This is a genomic window from Cohnella faecalis (genome assembly GCF_003570905.1).
Taxonomy (GTDB): domain Bacteria; phylum Bacillota; class Bacilli; order Paenibacillales; family Paenibacillaceae; genus Cohnella; species Cohnella faecalis.
This window is the reverse complement of the sequence record NZ_QXJM01000023.1, coordinates 53305-75224: the sequence shown is the minus strand read 5'-3', so window position 1 is coordinate 75224 and position 21920 is coordinate 53305. Positions and strand designations below refer to the sequence as shown.

The window sequence follows — 21920 nt, the reverse complement described above, 5'->3', positions numbered from 1 at the left end:
ATTAACCTCCTAATGACTTCGTTGACCCGAATGATCGTCGAAAACGGAGCGCATGGCGCTCCGCTATCGAAAGGTATCTTATATTGTGACATAAGGAAATGGCTGTGTACAGATTAAAAATGGCAATCGCTAGGCACGGGGCTTCAAATCGGCTATAAATTGCTGCACCGCCGCGATGCCTCGCTCACGCTCGCCCGCATTCTCGGAACAAAGCTGAGGAAGCTCCTCCTCGACTTTTCGGACGATCGCGCTGCCGACGATAACGCCGTCGCATTGGCCGGACAGCTGCTCCGCCTGCTCGCGGGACGAGATGCCGAAGCCTACGCAGATCGGCACGCTGGCCGCATCGCGAACCGTACGCAAAAACTTTTCGATGCCTTCGTGGAACGAGGAACGAACGCCGGTTACGCCAAGAGACGATACGCAGTAGACAAAGCCGCTCGCTCTTGCCGCGATCTTCTCTACTCGCGCGTCCGATGTTGGAGCGACAAGCGGAATCAAGTGAATGCCGGACTTTTCCGCTCTGACGAGCACCTCTTCGTCCTCTTCCATCGGCAAATCCGGAATAATGACTCCGCTGAAGCCGTGTTCCTGCAACAGCGAGAAAAACCGATCAAGCCCGAGCTGCAATGCCGGGTTGTAGTACGTGAATAGAATGAATGGAATTTTCACTCCAAGACTGCGAGCCTTGGAAGCGACGGACATGCAGTCGACCAGGCTGATTTTGTTTTTCAAAGCGCGTTCGGAAGCGCGCTGAATGACGGGCCGTCGGCAAGCGGGTCGGAATACGGAACGCCCAGCTCGATCATATGGGCTCCTGCCGCTTCGGCTGCCTGCACGAGAGAGACGGACGTCTCCAAGTCCGGGTCTCCCATCGTCATGAACGGAATTAACGCGGTCTCGCCGCTCGCTTTCAAATCGGCGAACACCTTGTCGATGGCGTTCGGGGACGTAATCGCACTCATAGCTTCCCCTCCGCTTCATAGCTCAATATAGATTCGACGTCTTTGTCTCCGCGTCCCGACAAATTGATGACGATAATCTTGTCTTTGCTCAAAGAAGGCGCGACCTTGAGCGCGTGGGCGACCGCGTGCGCGGATTCCAGCGCCGGAATGATTCCTTCCTTGCGCGAAAGAAGCTTAAGCGCCTCAAGCGCTTCTGCGTCCGTGATCGGCGCGTACTCGGCTCGCTCCGAATCTTTCCAATACGCGTGCTCCGGTCCGATGCCCGGATAGTCGAGACCGGCGGAAATCGAGTGAGCCGGCAGCACCTGGCCTCCCTCGTCTTGAAGAACGTAGCTGAGCGAGCCTTGGAATACGCCCGGCCGGCCTTTGCTCATCGTTGCCGCATGCTCGTCCGTATCGACTCCGCGTCCGGCCGCTTCAACGCCGATGAGGCGAACGCTCTTGTCGCCGACGAACGGATGGAACATCCCGGCGGCATTGCTTCCGCCTCCGACGGCGGCGATGATCACATCAGGCAGCCTGCCTTCGGCTTCGACAATTTGATCGCGGGTTTCCAGGCCGATAATGCGTTGGAAGTCGCGGACCATCATCGGATAAGGGTGAGGACCTGTTACGGAGCCCAAAATATAATAGGTGTCTTCGACATGGCTGACCCAGTAACGCAGCGTTTCGTTGCAGGCGTCCTTGAGCGTTCGAGTCCCGGACAGCACGGGAACGACTTCGGAGCCGAGCAGCTTCATCCGGAATACGTTAAGCTGCTGGCGCTTCGTATCCTCTTCGCCCATGAACACCTTGCACTCCAGCCCCATCAAAGCGGCGACCGTCGCAGTGGCGACGCCGTGCTGGCCGGCTCCGGTTTCGGCGATTACTTTCTTTTTGCCCATCCGCTTTGCCAGAACCGCTTGTCCGATCGTGTTGTTGATCTTGTGCGCTCCGGTATGGTTCAAATCCTCGCGCTTCAAATAAATTTTCGCGCCGCCGAGATGCTCGGTCAGACGTTCGGCGTAGTAAAGCGGAGTCGGACGGCCCGAATATTGCTTCAGCAAATAGCGAACCTCTTCCAAAAAATCGGGGTCGTCTTTATATCGGTTATAAGCTTCTTCCAGCTCGATTAGCGCGTTCATCAGCGTCTCCGGCACGTATTTGCCGCCGAACGCTCCGAACCTCCCGTGTTGATCGGGCACTTGCGTCTGACTCATGAACGGTTCACCCTTTCTGCGAATGCGGCGATTTTGACGGAATCCTTCGCGCCTTCCGTCTCTACGCCGCTTGATATATCGACTCCATAGGGAGTATGGAGAGCCAAAAGCTCCTCTACGTTGTCCTGCGACAAGCCGCCCGCTACGATCAGCTTCAATCCGAGCCGGTCGGCAATCCGTTGATACGACGGAATCAGATCCCATCGGAACGTACGCCCCGTCCCTCCGCCCGCCGTATCGATCAGAATCGTGCTGACGGAGCCTTTATAGGCTTCCAATCGCTCCGATCCCGATTCGTCGGCGTCGGAGGAGCCCGGCTCGGCGACGGGCAGCGCCCGCCAGACGTCTACGCCGAACGTATCGCGCACTTCCCGGCAAAAGGCCGGCGTCTCGTCTCCGTGCAGCTGCACAACGTCAAGCGGAGCTTGAGCGAGAACGTCCCTCAGCTCGTTTATCGTCGGATTGACGAATACCCCTACTGCGAGCGGCGGATTGCCGTCAGCCATGTTGACGACGCGAGAAGCGGCAATAAGCTTGGCCGCTTGCTCGGCCGTCACTCGCCGTCTGCTCGCCGCAACGAACATAAAGCCTACATAGTGGACGGGCAGCTCCGCCATATCTCTTAACGTCGACTCTTCCTTGATCCCGCATATTTTGACCCGCGCCTTCTTGCTCATCGCGCAGCGCCCTCTTGAGCAGCGCCCTCTTGAGAACGATCGACAGGCCCAAGGAGCTCTTCGACGGCTGACGCCACGTCGGACTGACGCATGAAATGCTCGCCGACGAGCACGGCTTGAGCTCCCGCGCCGCGAACGAACGCTACATCGTCCGGAGTCGAAATCGCGCTCTCGCTCACAGCCGTTACACCTTTTGGCATTAACCCGATCAACTGCTCAGTGACGCGAAGATCGGTCACGAACGTGCGAAGATCCCGGTTGTTGACGCCGACAAGCGTCGCTTTGCCGATGTCCAGCACTGTCTCCAGCTCGGGACGGTCATGAACCTCGACGAGCACGTCAAGACCGATGTCGCGCGCCAGCGTGTAGAACGACGACAGCTGCTCCTTGGTCAAGATTGCCGCGATCAGCAAGATCGCGTCCGCGCCGATCAGACGCGCTTCGTAAATTTGGCGCTCGTCTATCGTAAAATCTTTGCGAAGCAGCGGTACGGCCACCTCTTCGCGAATAGCCTTCAAATAATCGTTGCTGCCTTGAAAGTAATCGACGTCCGTCAGCACCGAAATGCAATCCGTTCCGGCGGCCTCATAAGCGCGCGCAAGAGAAACGGGATGAAAGTCCGGCCGGATCAGCCCTTTGGACGGGCTCGCTTTTTTCACTTCGGCAATGAGGCCGACCGGACGGAGGCGCTGCGAGATCGCCCGCTCGAACCCGCGGCATGGCTGCATATCAGCGATTTGACGCTCCGCCGTCCCGATATTCATCGAACGGGATAGGGCGGCTACCTCCTCGCGCTTCGTTGCGACTATAGCATCAAGAAACATGGCTCACTTCTCCTGTCATGGCAATCCATTCGTTCAATTTGTTCAGCGCCAAGCCGTCGTCTATCGTCTGTGCGGCGACGCGTACGCCGTCCTGCAGCGATTCCGCGCGGCCGGAGACGTAGATGCAAGCGCCGGCGTTAGCGAGAACAACGTCGCGGTACGCGCTTCTCTCTCCGCCGAGAATGCGACGGATAATTTGCGAGTTTTCCGCAGCGTCTCCGCCGGTGACTTCACCAAGCTTCACGCTGGCGAGTCCGAGCTCCTCAGGCGTAATGTTATACGTCGTTACGACTCCGTTCCGCATCTCGGACACTTGAGTTGGCGCGGAAATGCTAATTTCATCGAGTCCGTCATGGCTGCCGACGACCATGGCGCGCTTCAAGCCTAGTCTGCCGAGAACGTTCGCGACCGTCTCCGTCATCGTCCGATCATACAGTCCGATCAATTGCCGGTCCGCATTCGCCGGATTCGCGAGCGGGCCCAGCATATTGAAAATCGTCCGGACGCCCAGCTCGCGGCGCGGAGCGGCCGCATGCTTCAAGGCGGGATGATAGAGTTGGGCGAACATGAAGCAAATGCCCGTACGCTCCAAGCAAGCTCCCGCTTGCTCCGGAGTTAGGTTAATATTGACGCCCAGCGCCTCCAGCACATCCGCGCTGCCCGCTTTGCCCGACATGGCGCGGTTGCCGTGCTTTGCCACACGGGCGCCCGCCGCCGCAGCGATCACGGCCGAAACGGTGGAAATATTGAATTTATGAATGCCGGAGCCGCCCGTTCCGCACGTATCGAGAAGATCCGCGTTTTCCGTCTGCACATGGCTGGAGAACGAACGCATCGCTTCCGCGAAGCCGGTAATTTCGTCGACCGTCTCGCCTTTCATCCGCAAAGCAATCATGATGCCGCCGATTTGGGCCGGCGTCGCTTCGCCCCGCATTATCGTTGTCATAATGCCGAAGGACTCCTCGCGAGTCAAGTCCGCCCTACCGACGAGCTTGGCCAGTCCTTGCGGCAGTGTCATTCCAACCGCCTGTTCGCTCATTTGCCGTCTCCTCCTCCGCTCTCGCTCTTAATCGTAATCCAGGTTCGTGCGCCGATCGCCTAATGAAGCGTAAATCGCTTGCTTCCGGCTTGACTGCGGGAATGCCGCTTCCGCCGCGCGGATCGCCTTGAGCATTCCTTTCGCTTTGTTAACCGTCTCCTGGTATTCGTTCTCGGGCACGGAATCCCATACGATTCCCGCCCCGGCTTGGACATAAGCTTTGCCATGCTTGAAAATAATCGTTCGAATCGTAATGCACGTATTCAGGCTTCCCGAAAAGCCGAGGTAACCGATAGCGCCAGCGTAAGCCCCTCTGGCTTCGTTCTCGAGCTCCGCGATAATTTCCATCGCCCGAAGCTTCGGAGCGCCCGATACGGTGCCCGCAGGCAAGCAAGAGAGAAACGCATCGTAGAAATCCTTGTCGGGAGCGAGCGTTCCCGTTACGTTCGAGACGATGTGCATAACGTGCGAGTACCGTTCGATTTCCATATAGCTGTCGCACTTCACCGTCCCGTACTCGGACACCCGCCCGATGTCGTTGCGGCCGAGATCGACGAGCATAACGTGCTCCGCCCGCTCCTTCTCGTCGGCGAGCAGCTCCTTCTCCAGCGCGGCATCTTCCTCCGGCGTACGGCCGCGCGGGCGAGTTCCCGCAATCGGGCGAGTCTCCACCTTGCCATTATCTACTTTGACCAGCAGCTCCGGCGACGTACCGACGATCACCTCATCGTCCAGCTTCAAATAATACATGTACGGCGATGGATTCATCGTGCGCAGAACGCGGTAGACGTGCAGAGGATCGACTTCCGTCTCGATATGGAACCGTTGGGAGAGCACGACCTGAAAAATATCTCCGGCCCGGATATACTCTTTTGCGCTCTCGACGTTGCTCAGGAATTGCTCCTTCGTCAAGTTGGAGCCGATTTCGCCGAGATCCGGGTCCATTGGAGGCGCGGATGCGGAAGCAAACGTCGGGAGCGGCCTTTGCAATCTCCGGATCGTCTCTTCGATCCCTTGCACCGCTTCCTTGTACGAGGCTTCGATGTCCGCGTCCGCGGCGCCATCCTTCACGTGAACGTTGCCGATGACGAGAACTTGCTGCTTGAAGTGATCGAATACGATTATCCGATCGCAAAACATGAACTGCATATCGTCCATTTGCAAATCGTCCACATCGTGCGGCGGCAGCTTCTTCTCGTAATATTGGAGCAAGTCGTAGCCGAAAAATCCGATCGCTCCGCCTGTGAACGGCGGAAGCTCAGGCAGCGAGGGACTGCGATACCCTCTCAGCTTCTCGCGAAGCAGCTCCAGAGGGCGGTTCGTCGTATGCGTCTCCGTCTTGCCGCCTTGCTCAAGCGACACTTCGTTCTTTTTCAGCTTCAGTACGAGGAAGGGGTCGGTTCCGATGAAGGAATAACGAGCCCATTTCACGCCTCCCTCCACACTTTCCAGTAAAAACGCCCGCTTGTCCCGGCTCAGATGCTGGAACACCCGAATCGGCGTTTCCGTATCGGCCAAAAGCGTACGTACGACCGGAATGACATTGTATCGGCCAGCCATCGCAATGACTTGCTGCAATTCGCGTTGATCCATCTGCACCGCTCCCTTTCCCAAATAAAAAAAGCACCCCTGCTCCGCAGAGATGCCGTCGATAGTCGTGGATAAGCCAATACCCATAGCGCATATTGCACTAAGCGCGGGTACGGTTAAACCTCTTGCGCGTATGGCCTTACGGCAAACGCGGTTCGGCTGCTCCACTCGTCTCTTCTCATCTCTGCTCGCAGCTTGCGTAAGTTGCCGTCCCTGTGGCCGGCCGTTCCGCGCTGCATCAATGCTATTACTATAGCACCGCCTACAGCAGCGCGTCAACGGCAATATCGTCCTTCTTATTTTCTAGACAAGTCCGGACGCAGCGCAGCCGCTCCTGCCAAATAAACGTGGCGAATATCAGCTTGCGACGCATCGGTGTTCACGAGCACCATCAGTCGAATGCATCGCTCCATACTGCCCTTGACCGGAATTTCGATCGAACACATTAGCGGCACGAGCTCCCAATCCGCCATTTGGCGAATGGCGCGAGCCGGAAACGTCGCGTCCAAATCTTGCGTTACCGTAACGAGGACGCTGGCGATATCTTCCGGAACGATCTCGTTCACCCGGACGATTTCGTTAAGCAGCTCGATCGTGCCGTCCAAAATCAATTTTTCTTCGTTGGCGTCTACCGTAATGGCTCCGCGGATTCCTCTTACGCTCATGTTCCGTTAGTTCCCCTCTCGCAATCCTTCGACGATTTCCCTCACCCATGCGGTCGGAACGTCATGACGGATTTCCACCGCGCCAATCGCTGTCGGCACGACAAATACCATTTGACCTTCCATGAACTTCTTATCGTGCTGCATTGCGGCCATAATTTGATCGACATCCAGATGGCCGGGAATGCGCACCGGCGATCCGATCTTGCGGAACAACGCTTCCGTGACCGCTTCGATCGACGGGTCGTATCCGAACTTCCCGGCCAGCCGGGCGGAACCGACCATGCCGATTGCAATCGCTTCGCCGTGAAGCAGCTCGCCGTAGCCTGCGACCGCTTCCAACGCATGGCCGATCGTATGGCCCAAATTCAAGATCGCCCGTAAGTCGTTCTCTCTTTCGTCGCGAGATACGACGATAGCTTTCACCTTGCACCCTTCGTAGAGGGCGTAGCCGAGAGCTTCCGGATCGAGTGCGAGCAGCTTGTCGACATTGTCGTCGCACCACGCGACGAAATCGGCATTCCAGATGAGGCCATGCTTAACGACCTCAGACAAGCCAGCTTTTACTTCACGAATCGGCAACGTAAGCAGCGTATCCAGATCGTACATAACGAATTCGGGCTGGTAGAAGGCGCCGATAATATTTTTCGCCAAGCGGTGATTGACGGCGACTTTGCCTCCGACGCTGCTGTCGTGAGCCAGAATCGTCGTCGGAATTTGAACGAACCGGACTCCCCGCATATAAGTAGCGGCTACAAAGCCGGCTAAATCTCCGACGACGCCTCCGCCCAACGCGATAACCGTCGATCTGCGATCGAGTCCCGCTTCCAGGCAAGCCGTGATCATATCGTCGAACACCGTAAGCGATTTTGACGTCTCCCCGGATGGAACGACCGCGCGTGCGACCGTGTAGCCTTTGTCGCGCAGCGATTGCTCTACCGTTCCCGCGTACAAATCTTCTACGGACGCATCCGTTATGAGCAGAATCGGCGATTTAACCGCAAATCCGCGCTCCGCGAACAACGACCCGACCCGGGCCAGCAAGCCCGGGCCGATCAGAATGGGATAGGAACGTTCCCCCAAATCAACCGTCAATTCCTTAATCCCGCCCGCCATCAGTAAGCCGCAACCTGTTTCAAGTAGTTATCGAGATTCGCTTGAATTTCTTCGATCGAATCTCCCCCGAATTTTTCCAGAAAAGCCTTCGCCACTTCCCATGCGACAGCATGCTCCAGAACGACGCTCGCCGCCGGTACGGCGCATGCGTCCGAACGCTCAACCTGCGCGGTGAACGGCTCCTTCGTGTCGATGTCCACGCTCGGCAGCGGCTTGTAAAGCGTCGGGATCGGCTTCATGACGCCGCGCACGACGAGAGGCTCTCCCGTCGTCATTCCGCCTTCGAAGCCGCCGGCGTTGTTGGACGCGCGGTGGAACCCTTGCTGCTCGTTATAAAGAATAGGATCGTGAACCTGCGATCCCGGGCGGCGTCCGGCTTCAAAGCCCAGCCCGAATTCCACGCCTTTGAACGCATTGATCGAGACGACTGCCTGAGCGATCCGTCCTTCCAGCTTGCGATCCCATTGCACATGGCTTCCGAGTCCGACGGGAAGCCCTTCGACGATGCATTCGACGATGCCGCCGATCGAATCGCCGTCTTCCTTCGTCTTGTCGATCAGCTCGATCATCTTCTGCTCGGCCGCTTTGTCCGCCACGCGAACGGGAGATTCCTCCGTCACGCGGATCAGCTCGTCGATCGGCAAATTCGGCGCCGCCGCTTCCACTCCGCAGATCGAGACGACATGTCCGGCTACCTTAATGCCGAAACGAGCGAGAAGCTGTCTTGCAATCGCTCCTACAGCGACGCGAGCCGCCGTCTCGCGAGCGCTGGAGCGCTCGAGTACGTTGCGAAGATCTTTCAGGTTGTATTTCAGGCCGCCGTTCAAATCGGCGTGCCCCGGACGCGGCCGATGCACCCGGCGCTTCGTCTCGTCGCTGCCTTCGACCGGCTCGATATTCATGACCGTCGTCCAATGCTTCCAGTCCTTGTTCTCCACGAATAGAGCGACCGGCGCTCCGGTCGTCCGTCCATGGCGCACTCCGCCGACGATCGTCGCCGTATCCGTCTCGATCTGCATGCGGCGTCCGCGTCCATGGCCTTTCTGCCGACGTTGCAATTGAAAATTAATTTCCTCAAAATCAAGCTCAAGATTGCTTGGCAATCCTTCAATAATAGCCGTTAATTGCGGACCGTGCGTCTCGCCTGCTGTCAAATAGCGTAAACTCAAGTTCGGTTCCTCCCTTATCCCTCAAAACCCGTTCATATCTTTGCTCATTATAGTACAGCGTTAAAGCGTTTGACAAGAAAAGAGCCCGCCGCTATCGGACGGACTGCTTTCCTTGCGCTTGCTTGCGAGCTTGCTGACCGTCGCGCATCACGCCGACTAGCTCAACGTTGTCGAGACCGAGAATTTGCGCGCATTCCTGTGCGGAAATAAGCCCCCGCCTGTAAGCATTTATAACTTTTCGCTTATCCATGGTTCCCTCCGCGTGGCATGTTGCTTCTAGTATCACGCGGGAACTGCCGCCTCATACGCAGCCTTACGCTCGCCTGTAAAAAAACGTATCGGCGGTTTCCAATCCGTATTGGCCGGGGGAAAAGATTTGCTCCGTGCTCCCGACGAACAGAATGCCTCCCGGCTTGAGTGCGCGGGCGAATTTGCCGTACAAATCGTGCTTCGCTTCTTCCGTGAAATAAATCATGACATTTCGGCAGACGATCAGATCAAAGCCGGTTGCGAATTCGTCCTTCAGCAAGTTTTGCTTCTGAAGCCTAACCGCTTTCTTAAGTTTATCCGAGATGCGGAACGCCCCATCCTCGGCTGTGAAATATTTGGCGCGAAAATCGGCCGGCACATCTCTTAAGGAACGCTCCAAATAGCTGCCTTCCTTCGCTTTCGCCAGAACGCCGTCGTCGATATCCGTTGCCAGAAGCGACGTTCGCTCCAGAGCTCCGCACGCGTCCAAAATCATCGCAAGCGTATACGGCTCCTCGCCTGTCGAGCACGCCGCGCTCCAAATGTTCAATCTGCCGGATTGCTTCAGCATCTGAGGGAGGAATTTGTCCGCAAGGACGGTCCACCGGTTCGGATTGCGCCAAAATTCGGATACGTTGATCGTCATTCGGTCCAAAAATTCATTGCGCAGCCGCGGCTCGCTCATCAAAGCGGCGAAATATTCCCCGAACGACGAAAATCCGTGCTTCAGGCGCAGCGTCGTCAGCCGTCGGCGCATTTGATTTTCTTTGTAGAGCGACAGATCGATGGAAGTAGCTCGCTTAATATCGGCTACGAATCGGACGAAATCCTCGTCTTCCGTTATCACGCTGCGGCTTAAATCCACACTTGCACCGCTTTCTCATAAGAAACCAATTCGTCATCGCGGAAAAAGATGCCGATTTCGCGAAGCGCGCTTTCATGGGAATCCGAGCCGTGTATCAAATTGAAATTCGTATGTATCGCGTAATCGCTCCGGATCGTTCCCGGCGCAGCTTCCAGCGAGTTCGTCTTGCCGATGAGCGCGCGCGCGTGCGAGACGGCTTGATCGCCCTCCCACACCATCGCCATGACCGGCCCTGCCGTAATAAATTCCAGAAGCCGGGCGTAAAAATCTTTCCCCTTATGCTCGGCGTAATGACGTTCTGCAAGCTCCAAAGGCATTTGGATCAGCTTTGCGCCTACGAGCTTGAGTCCCTTGCGTTCGAACCGGCCGATAATTTCGCCGATAAGTCCGCGTTGTACGCCGTCCGGTTTGATCATCAGATAGGTTCTTTCCATTATTTTCAACCCCCTGCGTGGATAGGTAACCCTCATTTTACCACAAAAGAGCGCGTTAATAACTCCGTTTTGCTACAAAACGGGCAATTTCGGCCAAATTCTTCTTAGCGGTCAAATCCGGAAGCTCGCCAAGCGCCTTAACGGCTTTTGCTATATAGCGATCGGCCATCTTTTCCGAATCCTTAATGCCGCGGCTCTCTCTGACGATCCGAACGGCGGCCGACGAATCTGCGGCGCCTTCGCTCTGCCGTATCAAGCGAATTTCGGCGAGCAGACGGTCTTTAAGCGCGGGATCCTGAAGCGCGTACAGAACGGGCAACGTAATGTTCCCTTGACGCAAATCGCTTCCCGGCGGCTTTCCGATCGCTTTTTCCGTGCCGCATATGTCGAGAAGGTCGTCCGTAATTTGGAAGGCCATTCCGACATTGTAGCCGAATCGGTAGAGTGCGTCGCTGTGGCGCTTGGGAGCATCGGTCGCCAATGCACCCAACTGGCAGCTGATCGCGATGAGCAGCGCCGTCTTGCGGCGAATACGCAGCAAATAGTTGCGAATGCTTTGGTCGGTCTCGAAAAAATCGCGAACCTGCTCCATTTCGCCGATGCACATTTGGACAATGGCATTGGACAAAACCTGATGAATTCGCGGATTGCCCAGCTCGCTCACTACCGTCAGCGCTTTCGCGTAGATGAAATCGCCCGTGTACATCGCGATCCGATTGTCCCACTTGGACTTGACCGTGAGCTGCCCGCGTCGGGTTTCGGCATCGTCGATGACGTCGTCATGAACGAGAGTAGCCATATGGATGAGCTCCAACGGAACGGCTACCTTTTTGACTGTGTCGAGAGAGTAGCGGCCGAATTTGCCGGACAACAGCACGAATACGGGGCGAAGCCGCTTCCCCCCCGCTTTCATCAAATGCTGGGACGCTTCGCTAAGTGTCGGCATATCGGACGTAACCGTCCGCGACATATCGTCTTCAATCGCCTGCAAATCCGATTTCAGCGAGGCGTACAACTGCATCAGCTTCATAAGTTCACCTGCGATTTCCGGGAATAAGCGGCCTTGGCTTCCGGCCACTCCGTCAAGGACGGCTGGCCGTCCATTAACCCAAGCTCCCGTGCATATTGAAAATATAGCGCAAGACCCGCTTGCTGCTCCTTTGCGAAGCCGTGGTGCAAATTAGAGAAGTAGCCTTCCCAATAGGATCGCGTACCTCCTATTTGGTTGATCGCCTTCCGAATAATCGGCTCCCTATCGCTCTCGGACGCATGCTTGCTTGCAAGCAGCGCTTCATAGATGCTGCGCACCGCGTCCGGACGGCTATCTGCGGTTTCCCGCCTTACCGCCCACAGGGCGAACGTCATCCAATGACCGGTCCATACGTTCCACACTTCCCCGAGGTCGAGCACCCGATAGCCTCGCTTTTCCCAAGAGGCGCGAATGGCGTGGTCGCCGATCAATAGCGCCGCATCCGCATGTTCGAGCATCCGATCGAGCGATGGTTCCGCATCCTCGTAAACCGGCTTGCCGCCGTAAAATTTCTCCATAATGATTTTGAGCAAGTTGACGGACGTTGCGGACGTCGTCGTCAAGGCGATTTTACCGTGGATGGCTTTCTCCAACGGAGATTTCAAGAACAGCAGAATCGATTGGACGCGCCCAAGCGCGCTTACGGACAGATCGGGCAGCAAATAATAGCGATCCGACGACTGGCCGTAAGCGAACGATGAGATGGCCGCCACGTCGATTTCTCCCGCCCGCAGCTTGCGATTGAGAGCCGCAGGCATCTCCCGGACAATCTCCGCTTCGCATGCGAGGGCGGATTCGTCGAAATGATGAAAGACGGGCCATACGTTCGTGTAATCGATACGGCCGATGCGGATCGGCCGATGAAGCTTGCTACTCATGACTTTCTCCCCATCTTCTATACAAATTGTGCGGTACGCTCATGCTGTCCATCACTTTGCCGACCATAAAAGCGACAGCGTCGTCCAAAGTCTGGGGCCCGTAATAAAAAGCCGGCATAGCCGGTATGATCCGCACCCCCAAGCGCGCAAGAGCTAGCATGTTCTCAAGATGAATCGCATGAAGAGGCGTCTCCCTAGGGACCAGCAGCAACGGGCGGCCTTCCTTAAGCATAACGTCCGCCGCGCGGGTAAGCAGGTTCGTCGAAGCTCCGTGAGCGATGGAGGATAACGTCCCCATCGAGCATGGAACGACGACCATCCCTTCGCAGCGGAACGAACCGCTGGCGATGCTCGCCCCGATATCGTTAAGCGGATGATAGATCAGACGTCCTTCCTCGAACGGTTCGTCGCCGAAAGCATGGCGCAAAGTTTCCATCCGCCTTGAAGCATCCCACCCGAGCTCTTCCTTGAACACCCGCCAACCGGCATCCGTCACGACAAGATGAATAACGTACCCTCCGGCGAGCAGTTCCCGGCACAGCTTGATGCCGTATGCCGCTCCGCTCGCTCCCGTAATGCCGACGACCCAGCGCCTGTCAGGCGCTCCGGTTACCACGCCTTCACCAGAACGAGATCGATGAAAGTAAACGCGAATACGACGGCGCTCAAAATGCCGTTCATCGTAAAGAAGGCGGCATTCAGCTTGGATAGATCGTTCGGCTTGACAAGACGATGCTCATAGAGAAGAAGAGCGCCGGAAATGACGATGCCGGCAAAATACCACCAGCTTAAATCGGTCAATACAAGAAGCAAGGCAAATCCAAGCGCCGTCAATGCATGCATCATGCGGGCGATGGATAAGCCTCCGGCAATCCCGAATCGGGATGGAATGGAATGAAGCCCTTCCTTGCGGTCGAAATCGATGTCTTGGCAAGCATAGATAATGTCGAAGCCGGCCGTCCAAAGCGCGACGGTCAAATACAAAATGATGGACGTCCACGTCACTTCTCCGGTAACCGCCACCCAGCCCCCCAGAGGAGCCAGACCGATCGTCAATCCGAGCACGACATGGCAAAGCCAGGTGAATCTTTTCGTATAAGAATAAATAACGGTCATGAATACCGCAACGGGCAATAGCTTGACGGCGAGAGTATTAAGCTGGGACGCCGCCCAGAACAGCAATACGAACGATACGACGATAAACAGCAGCACTTCCGCGGATTTGAGCAGACCTGCGGGAAGCGCTCTAGTCGCGGTTCGCGGATTGCGAGCGTCGATAGCCTTGTCAATGACGCGATTAAGTCCCATTGCCGCGCTTCTCGCGCCGACCATCGCCAGCAAAATCCACCCGCATTCGGACCATTCCGGCAGCCGTCGTTCCATCGTAACGGCACCGAGAATCGCTCCCACGTAAGCGAATGGCAAAGCGAAAATCGTATGCTCGAATTTAATCATTTCCAGTATGACTCGCAGCTTATGAATCATTCCCCGTCAGTTCCCTTCGTCCCGATATGCAGCGCGGCTACGCCGAAAAACAACGGGTACGCCTTGACGCCGCGAAGACCGACCGTTCGAAACAGCTCGGCCAGCGCCTGAAGATCCGGAAATACGGCGAGCGACTCCGGCAGCCATCGGTATTGTTCGTATTTGCGAACGAACCATTTGCCCATCAGGGGAAGAAGTTTTTCGAAGTAAAAATAATAAATGCCCTTGAACGGCTGCCAGGTCGGCTTAGAAAGCTCGAGACAGACAACCTTGCCGCCCGGCTTCACTACCCGCTTCATTTCCTTAAGCACCTGAACGATGTCCGGCACGTTGCGGAGTCCAAAGCCGATCGTCACGTAATCGAACGTGTTGTCGGCGAACGGAAGCTCCATCGCATTGCCTTGAACGAGAGTAATCTGCTTTGCCAGCCCTAGCTTGTCCACCTTCGCTTGCCCGATATCAAGCATATTGCGGCTGAAATCGAGCCCGACCGTCTCTCCGTTCACGCTGGCGCGGGCGAGAGAAATCGTCCAATCGCACGTGCCGCAGCAGAGGTCGAGCGACTTCTGCCCGGGCTGAACGTTCATCTTGCGCATCGTGAATGCGCGCCATGCCTTATGTCTGCGGAAGCTCAAAATATCGTTCATCAAATCGTATTTGGGAGCAATGCTCTCGAATACGGAATGGACATGGTCCTTGGAATTCGCGTCGATCATGGTGTCCTCACCCCAACTCTTTCAAAGCCGGCTGAAGTCCCGCCGCCGTAATGAATGGTTCGATAAGCGGCTGCACGTCGCGCAGAAGCTTATCCGATTGTACCCGCTGCAACAGCCCTTGAAGCTGCTGGGCCGACTGCCTCAACAGCCCGCCGAGCTTCTCGGGACGTGATACTTGTCAAGCAAATGACGAATGAAGCTGCTGTCCTCCTGCCGCTGAGCAAGAGCGAGCCGATCTTCCTCCGAGCCTTCTTGCATGATGTGCCAGACGCCCCAGCTGCTTTCCAGATCGGACGTTTGCTCCACTTGGCGAATTTCCTTAAGAAGCACTTCGCAGCGGCTGAACCGTTCCACGATTTCGGGCCACAGTCTCTCGCAGAGTCCCTGCATAAAGGCGGTAAACGCAACAAACAAGCCGGAGCGAATTTCGGAGCTCAGTTGCACGTACTCTTCGGCGTTCAGCTTTAACTGCTTCATTTTCGTATAAAAAATCATCTTCACGCGGTTCACTTCGCACACTGCTTCACTCATGCGGCGTACCGCGTCGATTTGCCCCGCTTGAGACAGCAACTGGTAAAAACGCGCGCTAAAAAAATCGCCGGCCAACACTTTCAATTGCTGGGCCCGCATGGATAGAATTCCGCTTTTCTCGCCTGACGGCGCGTTCTCGTTCCGAACCGTGTCATGGGTGTCGAGCCCCATTTGCACCAGAGAAGCGACGAGAGCCATCAGCTCTTTGTTAAGCGATGCCGCAGGTTGATGGCCCAGAACCGAATAGAGCAGCCGGATCCGAGCCTCGGGGAAATCCGGCAACTCCGTATGTTTGCCGATCATATCGTGGTACATATATTTTTGGGCCAGTTGCGCAATGCGATTTCGTGTCATCTCAAGCCTCCGAACTTGGTACCTGGCGCCGCAGCGGCGCTCGCTCATTCGTATATTATAACATAACCCGGTTAAGCCCGCATAAGACACGCTCTAAGTTCATCAATTTGCAAAATTTCGAAGCCAGAGCTCTCCTTGCGGATAAATAACAAGATGAATGCCCGCTCGAAATTCGTCATCCGGATAGCCGATTGGCGTTCGCAGCGACGCCAGCCGCTCCTCCGTCCAGTCGCCGGGCCTCGTTTCGGCCGAGAACAGCAGCGTTCGCTGCCCGCCGTCCACCGAATACACCCGAACGAGAAGCTGCCGGACTCCTTGCACATCGAAAAAAGAGAAGCGGATCAAACGCGCCGTATCCCTCCACACGTCCCTGGGAGCGGCCAACGGCTGTTCGACCGAAAGATCGACCGTCAAAATCGAATGGTCCCAGCCGACGCGCGACAACCGCTCCCTCAAAGGCAGACCGATCATCGCGTCGACCAAATTTTCCCCCGTTAATGTTTTCACCTGCACCGGAGTGAACACCTCCAGCGACTGGCGATGCGAGGGCGGGCTCCTCTCGATCGCCGGCAGCCGTCCGAGCAGCAGAACGACGGCGAAGCCGGTCGCAAGCAGCCCTCCAAAACGCAGCCAATGGGCCATGTCAGCCTTCCCCTTTCGCCGGGACGGATGTCCTCCTTCCCATTGTACAAAAGAAAAAGGCAGGCTATGCCTGCATTACGCTTTGTTCGTTGCCAAGCCGGAATTCGATGTGCCGGTCGGCCGCCTCCGCGCGAAGCTCCCGCTCCTTACACGTCGGTATCTACAGTACCGTACTTGGTCAGTACCGTCGCCTTGCCGCGAATCTTGATGGCCGACGTATGGTCTGTGAATTGGGCGATCAGCACTTCCCCGCGATCAAGCTTCTCGGTATGATGAAACTTCGTATCCTGGCCCCGAGTCAATCCGATCACCTGCACCCCGTTGTCTTTCGCCTTGATGACGACATACTCCGCTTGCGTCTTTTCTTCCATAACGGCTCCGTCAGCCTCCTCTTTTTTCTCATGATGAAGGAAAAAGGATATCGATGTCAAACAAAAACTGCTTCCCCGCGGGAAACCCGTCGGAAAAGCAGTTCAGCGGTTATGTAATGGTCGGAACGGAGAGATTCGAACTCTCGACCTCACCCACCCCAAGGGTGCGCGCTACCTGGCTGCGCCACGTCCCGACGTAAATACGAGAGCGATTATAGCACAGGCCATTCCAGCTATGCAACCTTTTCCATTACAAAAAAGAAAGCGATAATCAGTCGATTATTTGATGCCTTCTTTCAGTTGTTTGCCCGGCTTGAAAGCTGGGATTTTACCGGCCGGAATTTCGATTTCGACTCCGGTTTGCGGGTTACGGCCTTTGCGGGCGGAACGTTCGCGAACTTCGAAGTTACCGAAGCCGACGAGCTGAACCTTGTCGCCGCTCTGCAGCGCTTCGGAGATAACGTCGAACACGGCGTCTACCGCTTGCGTTGCGTCCTTCTTGGACAGATCGGTCAACTCGGCCACTTTGGCGATCAATTCGGTTTTGTTCATGGCAATTCACCTCCCGGAACGAAAAACTCGCTCGTTAACTGTTTATCCGTTTCATCAGAAATTATACACAGACCGGGCTCGCAGTTTCAAGCGGGGCTTGAACTTTCAAGCTTTATGTCGGTCTTTGTGAATGAAAGTAACGGCCAGGGCGAGCACGAGCACGACTCCTTTGACGATATCCGTCTTGAAGTACTCGACATTAAGCATGGTCATCCCGTTAACGAGAACCCCAATCAGGATCGCTCCGAAAAAGGTGCCGATGATGTTAGGCCTGCCCGCGCCGAATACCGAAAACCCTACGAACACGGCCGCTACCGCATCCATGAGCAAGGGCGCTCCGGCGTCGACCTGGCCGTTGCCGACACGCGCCGCGAACAGAATGCCGCCGATCGATGCGAATACGCCGGAAGCGACGTAAGCGAGCGTGCGAACGCGCTTGACGCGCAGGCCCGACAGCCGCGCCGCCTCTTCGTTGCCGCCTGTCATAATCATCTGCCGGCCCCAGCGAGTGTACTTGAAGAAAAGATGCGCGCCAATTACCGCTACGAGCATCAGAATGACGGGGAACGGAACGCCCAGCAGCTTCCCCTGCCCGATCCATAAAAACTCCGGCGTCATGATGCCGGGCGCTTTCGTACCATCCTGCATGTTCATGTTGCTGTAGATGGAGTAGCCCTTTGTGTACGTTTTGTGCACGCCGCTGACGATGTACATGACGGCAAGCGTCGCCAGCAGATCGGGAATCCGCACCTTGACGATCAGGAAGGCGTTCAGCAAGCCTACGAGGGCGCCGAACAGAATGGGCACGACAATGACGACGACCAAGGGCATCTCGAACCAGACCATCATCGTAGCCGACACGACGGCCGCGAGCGAAACCGTCGAGCCGACCGACAGATCGAAGCCGTCGACTGTCAGCGAAATCGTGACGCCGATTGCGACAAAGGTTACGATCGAGATGGAGCGCAAAATATCGGTTAAATTGTTGTAGGTGAAAAAATATTCGTTGTATAGCGAAAAAAACAACAGAACGAGGCCAATAAAAATGAGAGCCCCGTATTTGAATGAAAACTGCATCAGCCGGTTGTTCATGCCGGTTCCTCCCGCCCCGCGCTAGCGTAATAAAGCAAATCCTCTTGCGTCGCCTCGCCGCGCGCGAATTCCTTCACGATCCGCCCGTCGCACATAACAAGAATCCGGTCGGCGAGTCCGAGCGCTTCCGCGAATTCGCACGTTAAATACAAAATCCCCTTGCCTTGCTGCGCGAGCTGTCCGATAATGCGGAAAATATCGCGTTTGGCGCCGATGTCCACGCCTTTGGTCGGCTCGTCGAACACGAACAGCTTCGCGTCCGTCTTCGTCCATTTGCCGATGGCTACCTTCTGTTGGTTGCCACCGCTTAAGAAGGCGGTTTCGAGCTGAGGAGAAGACGCTTTAATCCCCAGCTCTTCGATGATTTGCTGCGCATTCCGCTTCTCTTTGACGCCCGACAAAAAGCCGAAACGGCTGAGAGTTTGAAGGATCGGCAAGCTCAGATTGTGAAGCACCGAATGCTGCACGAGAATGCCTTCCTTCCTGCGCTCCTCGGGAACGAGGACGATCCCGGATTCGACGGCGTCCGCCGGGCTTCGCGGCTTCACAAGCTCGCCGTTCAGCCTGACGCTTCCCTCCTCCGGCGCGTCGGCGCCGAACAGAAGCCGGGAAAGCTCGGTTTTCCCCGCTCCAACAAGACCGACCACGGCGACGATTTCGCCGCTGCGAACCCGCAGGTCGACGCCCCGAACCCGGTGACCGGCAGCCAGCCCTTGAATTTCCGCCAGCGTATCTCCGATTTCGGCTTCCAGCTTCGGATATTCATCCTCGAAGCTTTTGCCCAGCATCGTGCGCACAACCTCGCCGACATTCGTCGATTCGGCATTTTCCGTCATGACCCTTTGTCCATCGCGCATGACCGTCACCCGCTCGCAAATCCGGAATACCTCGGGCAGCCGGTGCGAGATGAAAATAATGCCGATACCGGCTTCCTTCAAGCCTTGCATAAGCTTGAACAGCCGGTTTGCCTCTTCCAGGCTGAGCGGAGCGGTCGGCTCGTCCAAAATAACGATTTTCGCATCCTGCACGAACAGCCGTGCGATGAGGATCAACTGCTTCTCCGCCAACGTCAGGTCGGCCGCTTTTTTGCGAACCGGAAGCTGCAGCCCCAGCCTGGCGAGCACCTGCTCCGCATCCTTGTACAGAGCGCGCCACCTTATCCAGCCCGATCCGTCCGAGGAAGCCAGCCGGTCAAGCATAATATTTTCAGCTACGCTAAGATGGGATACGAGCGACGTATCCACCTCCTGATAGACGCAGTGGATGCCCGCTTTCTTCGCGTCGGCGGGCGATCGAATGTCCAGCCGCCTTCCGTTCAACTCGATATCTCCGCTGTCGCACTCGTAAGCGCCGGACAATATTTTCATCAATGTGCTTTTCCCTGCGCCGTTAGCTCCGAGCAGCGCATGAATTTCGCCGCCGCGAACGGCAAAATCGACGTCCTTAAGCGCGGGCACCCCTGCGAACGACTTGTTAATGCCGCTCATTCGAAGCTCGTGAACGCGAACTTCCGATGACATTGCCCCGCCTCCTTCCTTTGTGAACGGTCCCGCCGCGATTCGATTGCATTTCTTCCGAATCGCGAACAGCAGGAAACGGCGCGGTTAACTACCGCGCCGTACCTTTCTTGCTGTTATTACTTGCCTACAGATTGCTCAAGCTGAGTCAAATAATCGGTTACGCCTTGCTCGCTTTTGCCCCATCCGGGAACGTACTCGCCGAGATCGGCGACGGTCACTTTCTTATCGGTTGGAAGCAATTCGCGGCTAACGAAGGCAGGCTCGATTTGAACCGAAGCTTCCGCTTTGTCGCCGTACAGCTTTTGGTACAGGTAACGGACTTGGACTTGTCCGATCGACGTAAAGTCAGCGCCGGCCGATGCGACCCAAGGGCTCTCAGGATCTTGAATGAGCGCCAGATCCTCGTCGTTCAAATCGATGCCGTACACTTTGATTTCCGTACGTCCCGCTTGCTTGATAGCGTTCGTTACGCCTTTGGCGAATTCGTCCCATGCTGCCCAGACGGCGGTGATGCTGCCTTTTTCCGGGTACTTTTTCAACACGGCTTCCATTTGCGTTTGCGCATCGAGCTGAGCTTTGCTAGCGTCGCCGAACTGGGCAATTTCTTTAATTTCCGGATATTTAGCTTGGAACGCTTTGTAGGTGATTTGACGGCTTTCCATCGGAGGGAATCCGGCTACCCATACTTTGACAATGTTGCCTTTGCCGCCCGCGTCTTTCGCAAGCGCTTCAAGGGATTTGTCGGCAAGCAGCTGATCGTTCTGGGCGATGCTCGTTACGCCTTCGATAGACAGTCCGGAATCGAACGCGACGACCGGGATGCCTGCCGCCAACGCTTTGTTGACGCCTGCCGTCAACGCATCTGCGTTGCCGTGGTCGAGCAAAATACCGTCGAATTTTTGGTTAATGGCGTTATCGAGGTTGGTTACCATTTTGTTCAGGTCGTTCTCCGATGCGAGTACAGTCAATTTGCCGCCGAATTTTTCGACTTGCGACTTGACGCCCTCCAAATATTGAGCGGACAACGTGCCTTGGTTGAACTGCATGACGACTGCGATTTTTTTGCCTTTGAGCGCTTCGATTTTCGAATCTGCGCTCGCTTCCGGCGAAGCGGCTTGCGATGCCGTTGGCGAAGCCGAAGGGGAGCTCGAAGCTCCGTCGTTGTTTTCTTTTTTGCCGCAAGCCGAGAGCACCAGTACGATCGCAATGACCAGTGCCAAGCCCAGGCTTGATCTTCTCCACGTCTTCATCTTTCTCTGCCTCCCATTACTTATCTCTAGTAAGATATGCATATGATAATCTCTAATTCCGACTATGTCAATCGGTTTAAAAGAATACTGCGCGAAATTTGTCGAATGAATGTCGAACGATATGAATTGTAGGAGAATACGGCCCAAAACACAAGGTTATCGCTGCGATCGTCACAATTTCTACTCACGTTATCCAGTATCCCCCTTATTCGACCAAAATTGCGCATGTAACTGTGAGTGCCTTATTCCAGCTCGCTCCCCTCCATTCCCCCCGCCATAGTAACTGTGAGTGCCTTATTTCGGCTCGTCCCCCTCCATTCCCCACCATAGTAACTGTGAGTGTCTTATTTCGGCCCGCTCCCACACATTCCCCCGCCATAGCAACTGTGAGTGCCTTATTTCGGCCCGATCCCCTCCATTCCCCCGCCATAGTAACTGTGAGTGTCTTATTTCGGCCCGCTCCCACACATTCCCCCGCCATAGTAACTGTGAGTACCTTATTTCGGCCCGCTCCCACACATTCCCCCGCCATAGTAACTGTGAGTGCCTTATTTCGGCTCGATCCCCTCCATTCCCCCGCCATAGTAACTGTGAGCGCCTTATTTCGGCCCGCTCTCACAAAATCGCACAAGCGTTGGCACCCGGACAAGGAACGCCGCTCGGATCGGACAGCCGGCGGAGTTATGGTGATCGAAAATGACAAAAAAACC

General features: G+C 56.0%; 24 protein-coding genes, 1 tRNA gene and 1 pseudogene. All 26 read right to left on the bottom strand.

Features of this window, described 5'->3' with window-relative positions:
- Window positions 1–129: 129 nt before the first annotated feature.
- Window positions 130–965, bottom strand: a pseudogene (gene trpA / locus D3H35_RS03995) (tryptophan synthase subunit alpha).
- Window positions 962–2164, bottom strand: a complete 1203-nt coding sequence (gene trpB / locus D3H35_RS03990; RefSeq protein WP_119147857.1) for a tryptophan synthase subunit beta — start codon at window positions 2162–2164, stop codon at window positions 962–964. The pseudogene trpA and the gene trpB overlap by 4 nt, the downstream one beginning before the upstream one ends.
- Complete coding sequence (locus D3H35_RS03985) at window positions 2161–2841, bottom strand: phosphoribosylanthranilate isomerase (protein ID WP_119147856.1); 681 nt, start codon at window positions 2839–2841, stop codon at window positions 2161–2163. The genes trpB and D3H35_RS03985 overlap by 4 nt, the downstream gene beginning before the upstream one ends.
- A complete protein-coding gene (trpC, locus tag D3H35_RS03980; protein ID WP_119147855.1) occupies window positions 2838–3665 on the bottom strand; it encodes an indole-3-glycerol phosphate synthase TrpC in 828 nt (275 codons plus the stop codon). The genes D3H35_RS03985 and trpC overlap by 4 nt, the downstream gene beginning before the upstream one ends.
- Window positions 3655–4704 carry an anthranilate phosphoribosyltransferase gene (gene trpD / locus D3H35_RS03975; protein ID WP_119147854.1) on the bottom strand — a complete coding sequence of 350 codons (1050 nt, stop codon included), beginning with the start codon at window positions 4702–4704 and terminating at the stop codon, window positions 3655–3657. The genes trpC and trpD overlap by 11 nt, the downstream gene beginning before the upstream one ends.
- Before the next feature lie 27 nt (window positions 4705–4731).
- Window positions 4732–6297 (bottom strand): anthranilate synthase component I, encoded by a 1566-nt coding sequence (trpE, locus tag D3H35_RS03970; protein WP_119148090.1) that lies wholly within the window; start codon window positions 6295–6297, stop codon window positions 4732–4734.
- Between the two features lie 293 nt (window positions 6298–6590).
- Window positions 6591–6959, bottom strand: coding sequence for a chorismate mutase (gene aroH, locus D3H35_RS03965; RefSeq protein ID WP_119147853.1), 369 nt, complete (start codon window positions 6957–6959; stop codon window positions 6591–6593).
- Window positions 6960–6965: 6 nt separating this feature from the next.
- Window positions 6966–8072, bottom strand: a complete 1107-nt coding sequence (gene aroB / locus D3H35_RS03960; protein WP_119147852.1) for a 3-dehydroquinate synthase — start codon at window positions 8070–8072, stop codon at window positions 6966–6968.
- Complete coding sequence (aroC, locus tag D3H35_RS03955; protein WP_119147851.1) at window positions 8072–9241, bottom strand: chorismate synthase; 1170 nt, start codon at window positions 9239–9241, stop codon at window positions 8072–8074. Before aroC ends, aroB begins: the two co-directional genes overlap by 1 nt.
- 91 nt (window positions 9242–9332) lie before the next feature.
- Window positions 9333–9491: a hypothetical protein gene (locus tag D3H35_RS31240; RefSeq protein ID WP_199728457.1), complete on the bottom strand. Its 159-nt coding sequence runs from the start codon at window positions 9489–9491 to the stop codon at window positions 9333–9335.
- A gap of 63 nt (window positions 9492–9554) precedes the next feature.
- Window positions 9555–10355, bottom strand: coding sequence for a CheR family methyltransferase (locus tag D3H35_RS03950; protein WP_325049999.1), 801 nt, complete (start codon window positions 10353–10355; stop codon window positions 9555–9557).
- The gene (ndk, locus tag D3H35_RS03945; protein ID WP_119147850.1) at window positions 10346–10789 is read right to left on the bottom strand and encodes a nucleoside-diphosphate kinase; all 444 of its coding nucleotides are present in this window, start codon (window positions 10787–10789) and stop codon (window positions 10346–10348) included. Before ndk ends, D3H35_RS03950 begins: the two co-directional genes overlap by 10 nt.
- Before the next feature lie 55 nt (window positions 10790–10844).
- A complete protein-coding gene (locus D3H35_RS03940; protein WP_119147849.1) occupies window positions 10845–11819 on the bottom strand; it encodes a polyprenyl synthetase family protein in 975 nt (324 codons plus the stop codon).
- Entirely contained in the window at window positions 11816–12697 is an 882-nt protein-coding gene (locus D3H35_RS03935) for a menaquinone biosynthetic enzyme MqnA/MqnD family protein (protein WP_119147848.1), read from the bottom strand. Before D3H35_RS03935 ends, D3H35_RS03940 begins: the two co-directional genes overlap by 4 nt.
- Window positions 12690–13313 carry a UbiX family flavin prenyltransferase gene (locus D3H35_RS03930; RefSeq protein ID WP_119147847.1) on the bottom strand — a complete coding sequence of 208 codons (624 nt, stop codon included), beginning with the start codon at window positions 13311–13313 and terminating at the stop codon, window positions 12690–12692. Before D3H35_RS03930 ends, D3H35_RS03935 begins: the two co-directional genes overlap by 8 nt.
- Window positions 13307–14182: a UbiA-like polyprenyltransferase gene (locus tag D3H35_RS03925; protein WP_119147846.1), complete on the bottom strand. Its 876-nt coding sequence runs from the start codon at window positions 14180–14182 to the stop codon at window positions 13307–13309. The genes D3H35_RS03930 and D3H35_RS03925 overlap by 7 nt, the downstream gene beginning before the upstream one ends.
- Complete coding sequence (locus D3H35_RS03920) at window positions 14179–14898, bottom strand: demethylmenaquinone methyltransferase (RefSeq protein ID WP_119147845.1); 720 nt, start codon at window positions 14896–14898, stop codon at window positions 14179–14181. The genes D3H35_RS03925 and D3H35_RS03920 overlap by 4 nt, the downstream gene beginning before the upstream one ends.
- Window positions 14899–14905: 7 nt before the next feature.
- Window positions 14906–15043, bottom strand: coding sequence for a hypothetical protein (locus D3H35_RS30570; protein WP_158593937.1), 138 nt, complete (start codon window positions 15041–15043; stop codon window positions 14906–14908).
- Window positions 15040–15783, bottom strand: a complete 744-nt coding sequence (locus D3H35_RS03915; RefSeq protein WP_158593936.1) for a heptaprenyl diphosphate synthase component 1 — start codon at window positions 15781–15783, stop codon at window positions 15040–15042. Before D3H35_RS03915 ends, D3H35_RS30570 begins: the two co-directional genes overlap by 4 nt.
- Window positions 15784–15885: 102 nt before the next feature.
- Window positions 15886–16425, bottom strand: coding sequence for a hypothetical protein (locus D3H35_RS03910; protein ID WP_119147843.1), 540 nt, complete (start codon window positions 16423–16425; stop codon window positions 15886–15888).
- A 146-nt stretch (window positions 16426–16571) separates the two neighbouring features.
- Window positions 16572–16796, bottom strand: a complete 225-nt coding sequence (gene mtrB, locus D3H35_RS03905; protein ID WP_119148088.1) for a trp RNA-binding attenuation protein MtrB — start codon at window positions 16794–16796, stop codon at window positions 16572–16574.
- A 117-nt stretch (window positions 16797–16913) separates the two neighbouring features.
- A tRNA-Pro gene (locus tag D3H35_RS03900) sits at window positions 16914–16990 on the bottom strand.
- A gap of 85 nt (window positions 16991–17075) precedes the next feature.
- Window positions 17076–17348 (bottom strand): HU family DNA-binding protein, encoded by a 273-nt coding sequence (locus D3H35_RS03895; RefSeq protein ID WP_119147842.1) that lies wholly within the window; start codon window positions 17346–17348, stop codon window positions 17076–17078.
- Between the two features lie 105 nt (window positions 17349–17453).
- Window positions 17454–18440, bottom strand: coding sequence for an ABC transporter permease (locus D3H35_RS03890; protein WP_119147841.1), 987 nt, complete (start codon window positions 18438–18440; stop codon window positions 17454–17456).
- The gene (locus D3H35_RS03885) at window positions 18437–19960 is read right to left on the bottom strand and encodes a sugar ABC transporter ATP-binding protein (protein ID WP_233567754.1); all 1524 of its coding nucleotides are present in this window, start codon (window positions 19958–19960) and stop codon (window positions 18437–18439) included. Before D3H35_RS03885 ends, D3H35_RS03890 begins: the two co-directional genes overlap by 4 nt.
- Window positions 19961–20076: 116 nt before the next feature.
- Complete coding sequence (locus D3H35_RS03880; RefSeq protein WP_119147840.1) at window positions 20077–21210, bottom strand: sugar ABC transporter substrate-binding protein; 1134 nt, start codon at window positions 21208–21210, stop codon at window positions 20077–20079.
- Between the last annotated feature and the right edge of the window lie 710 nt (window positions 21211–21920).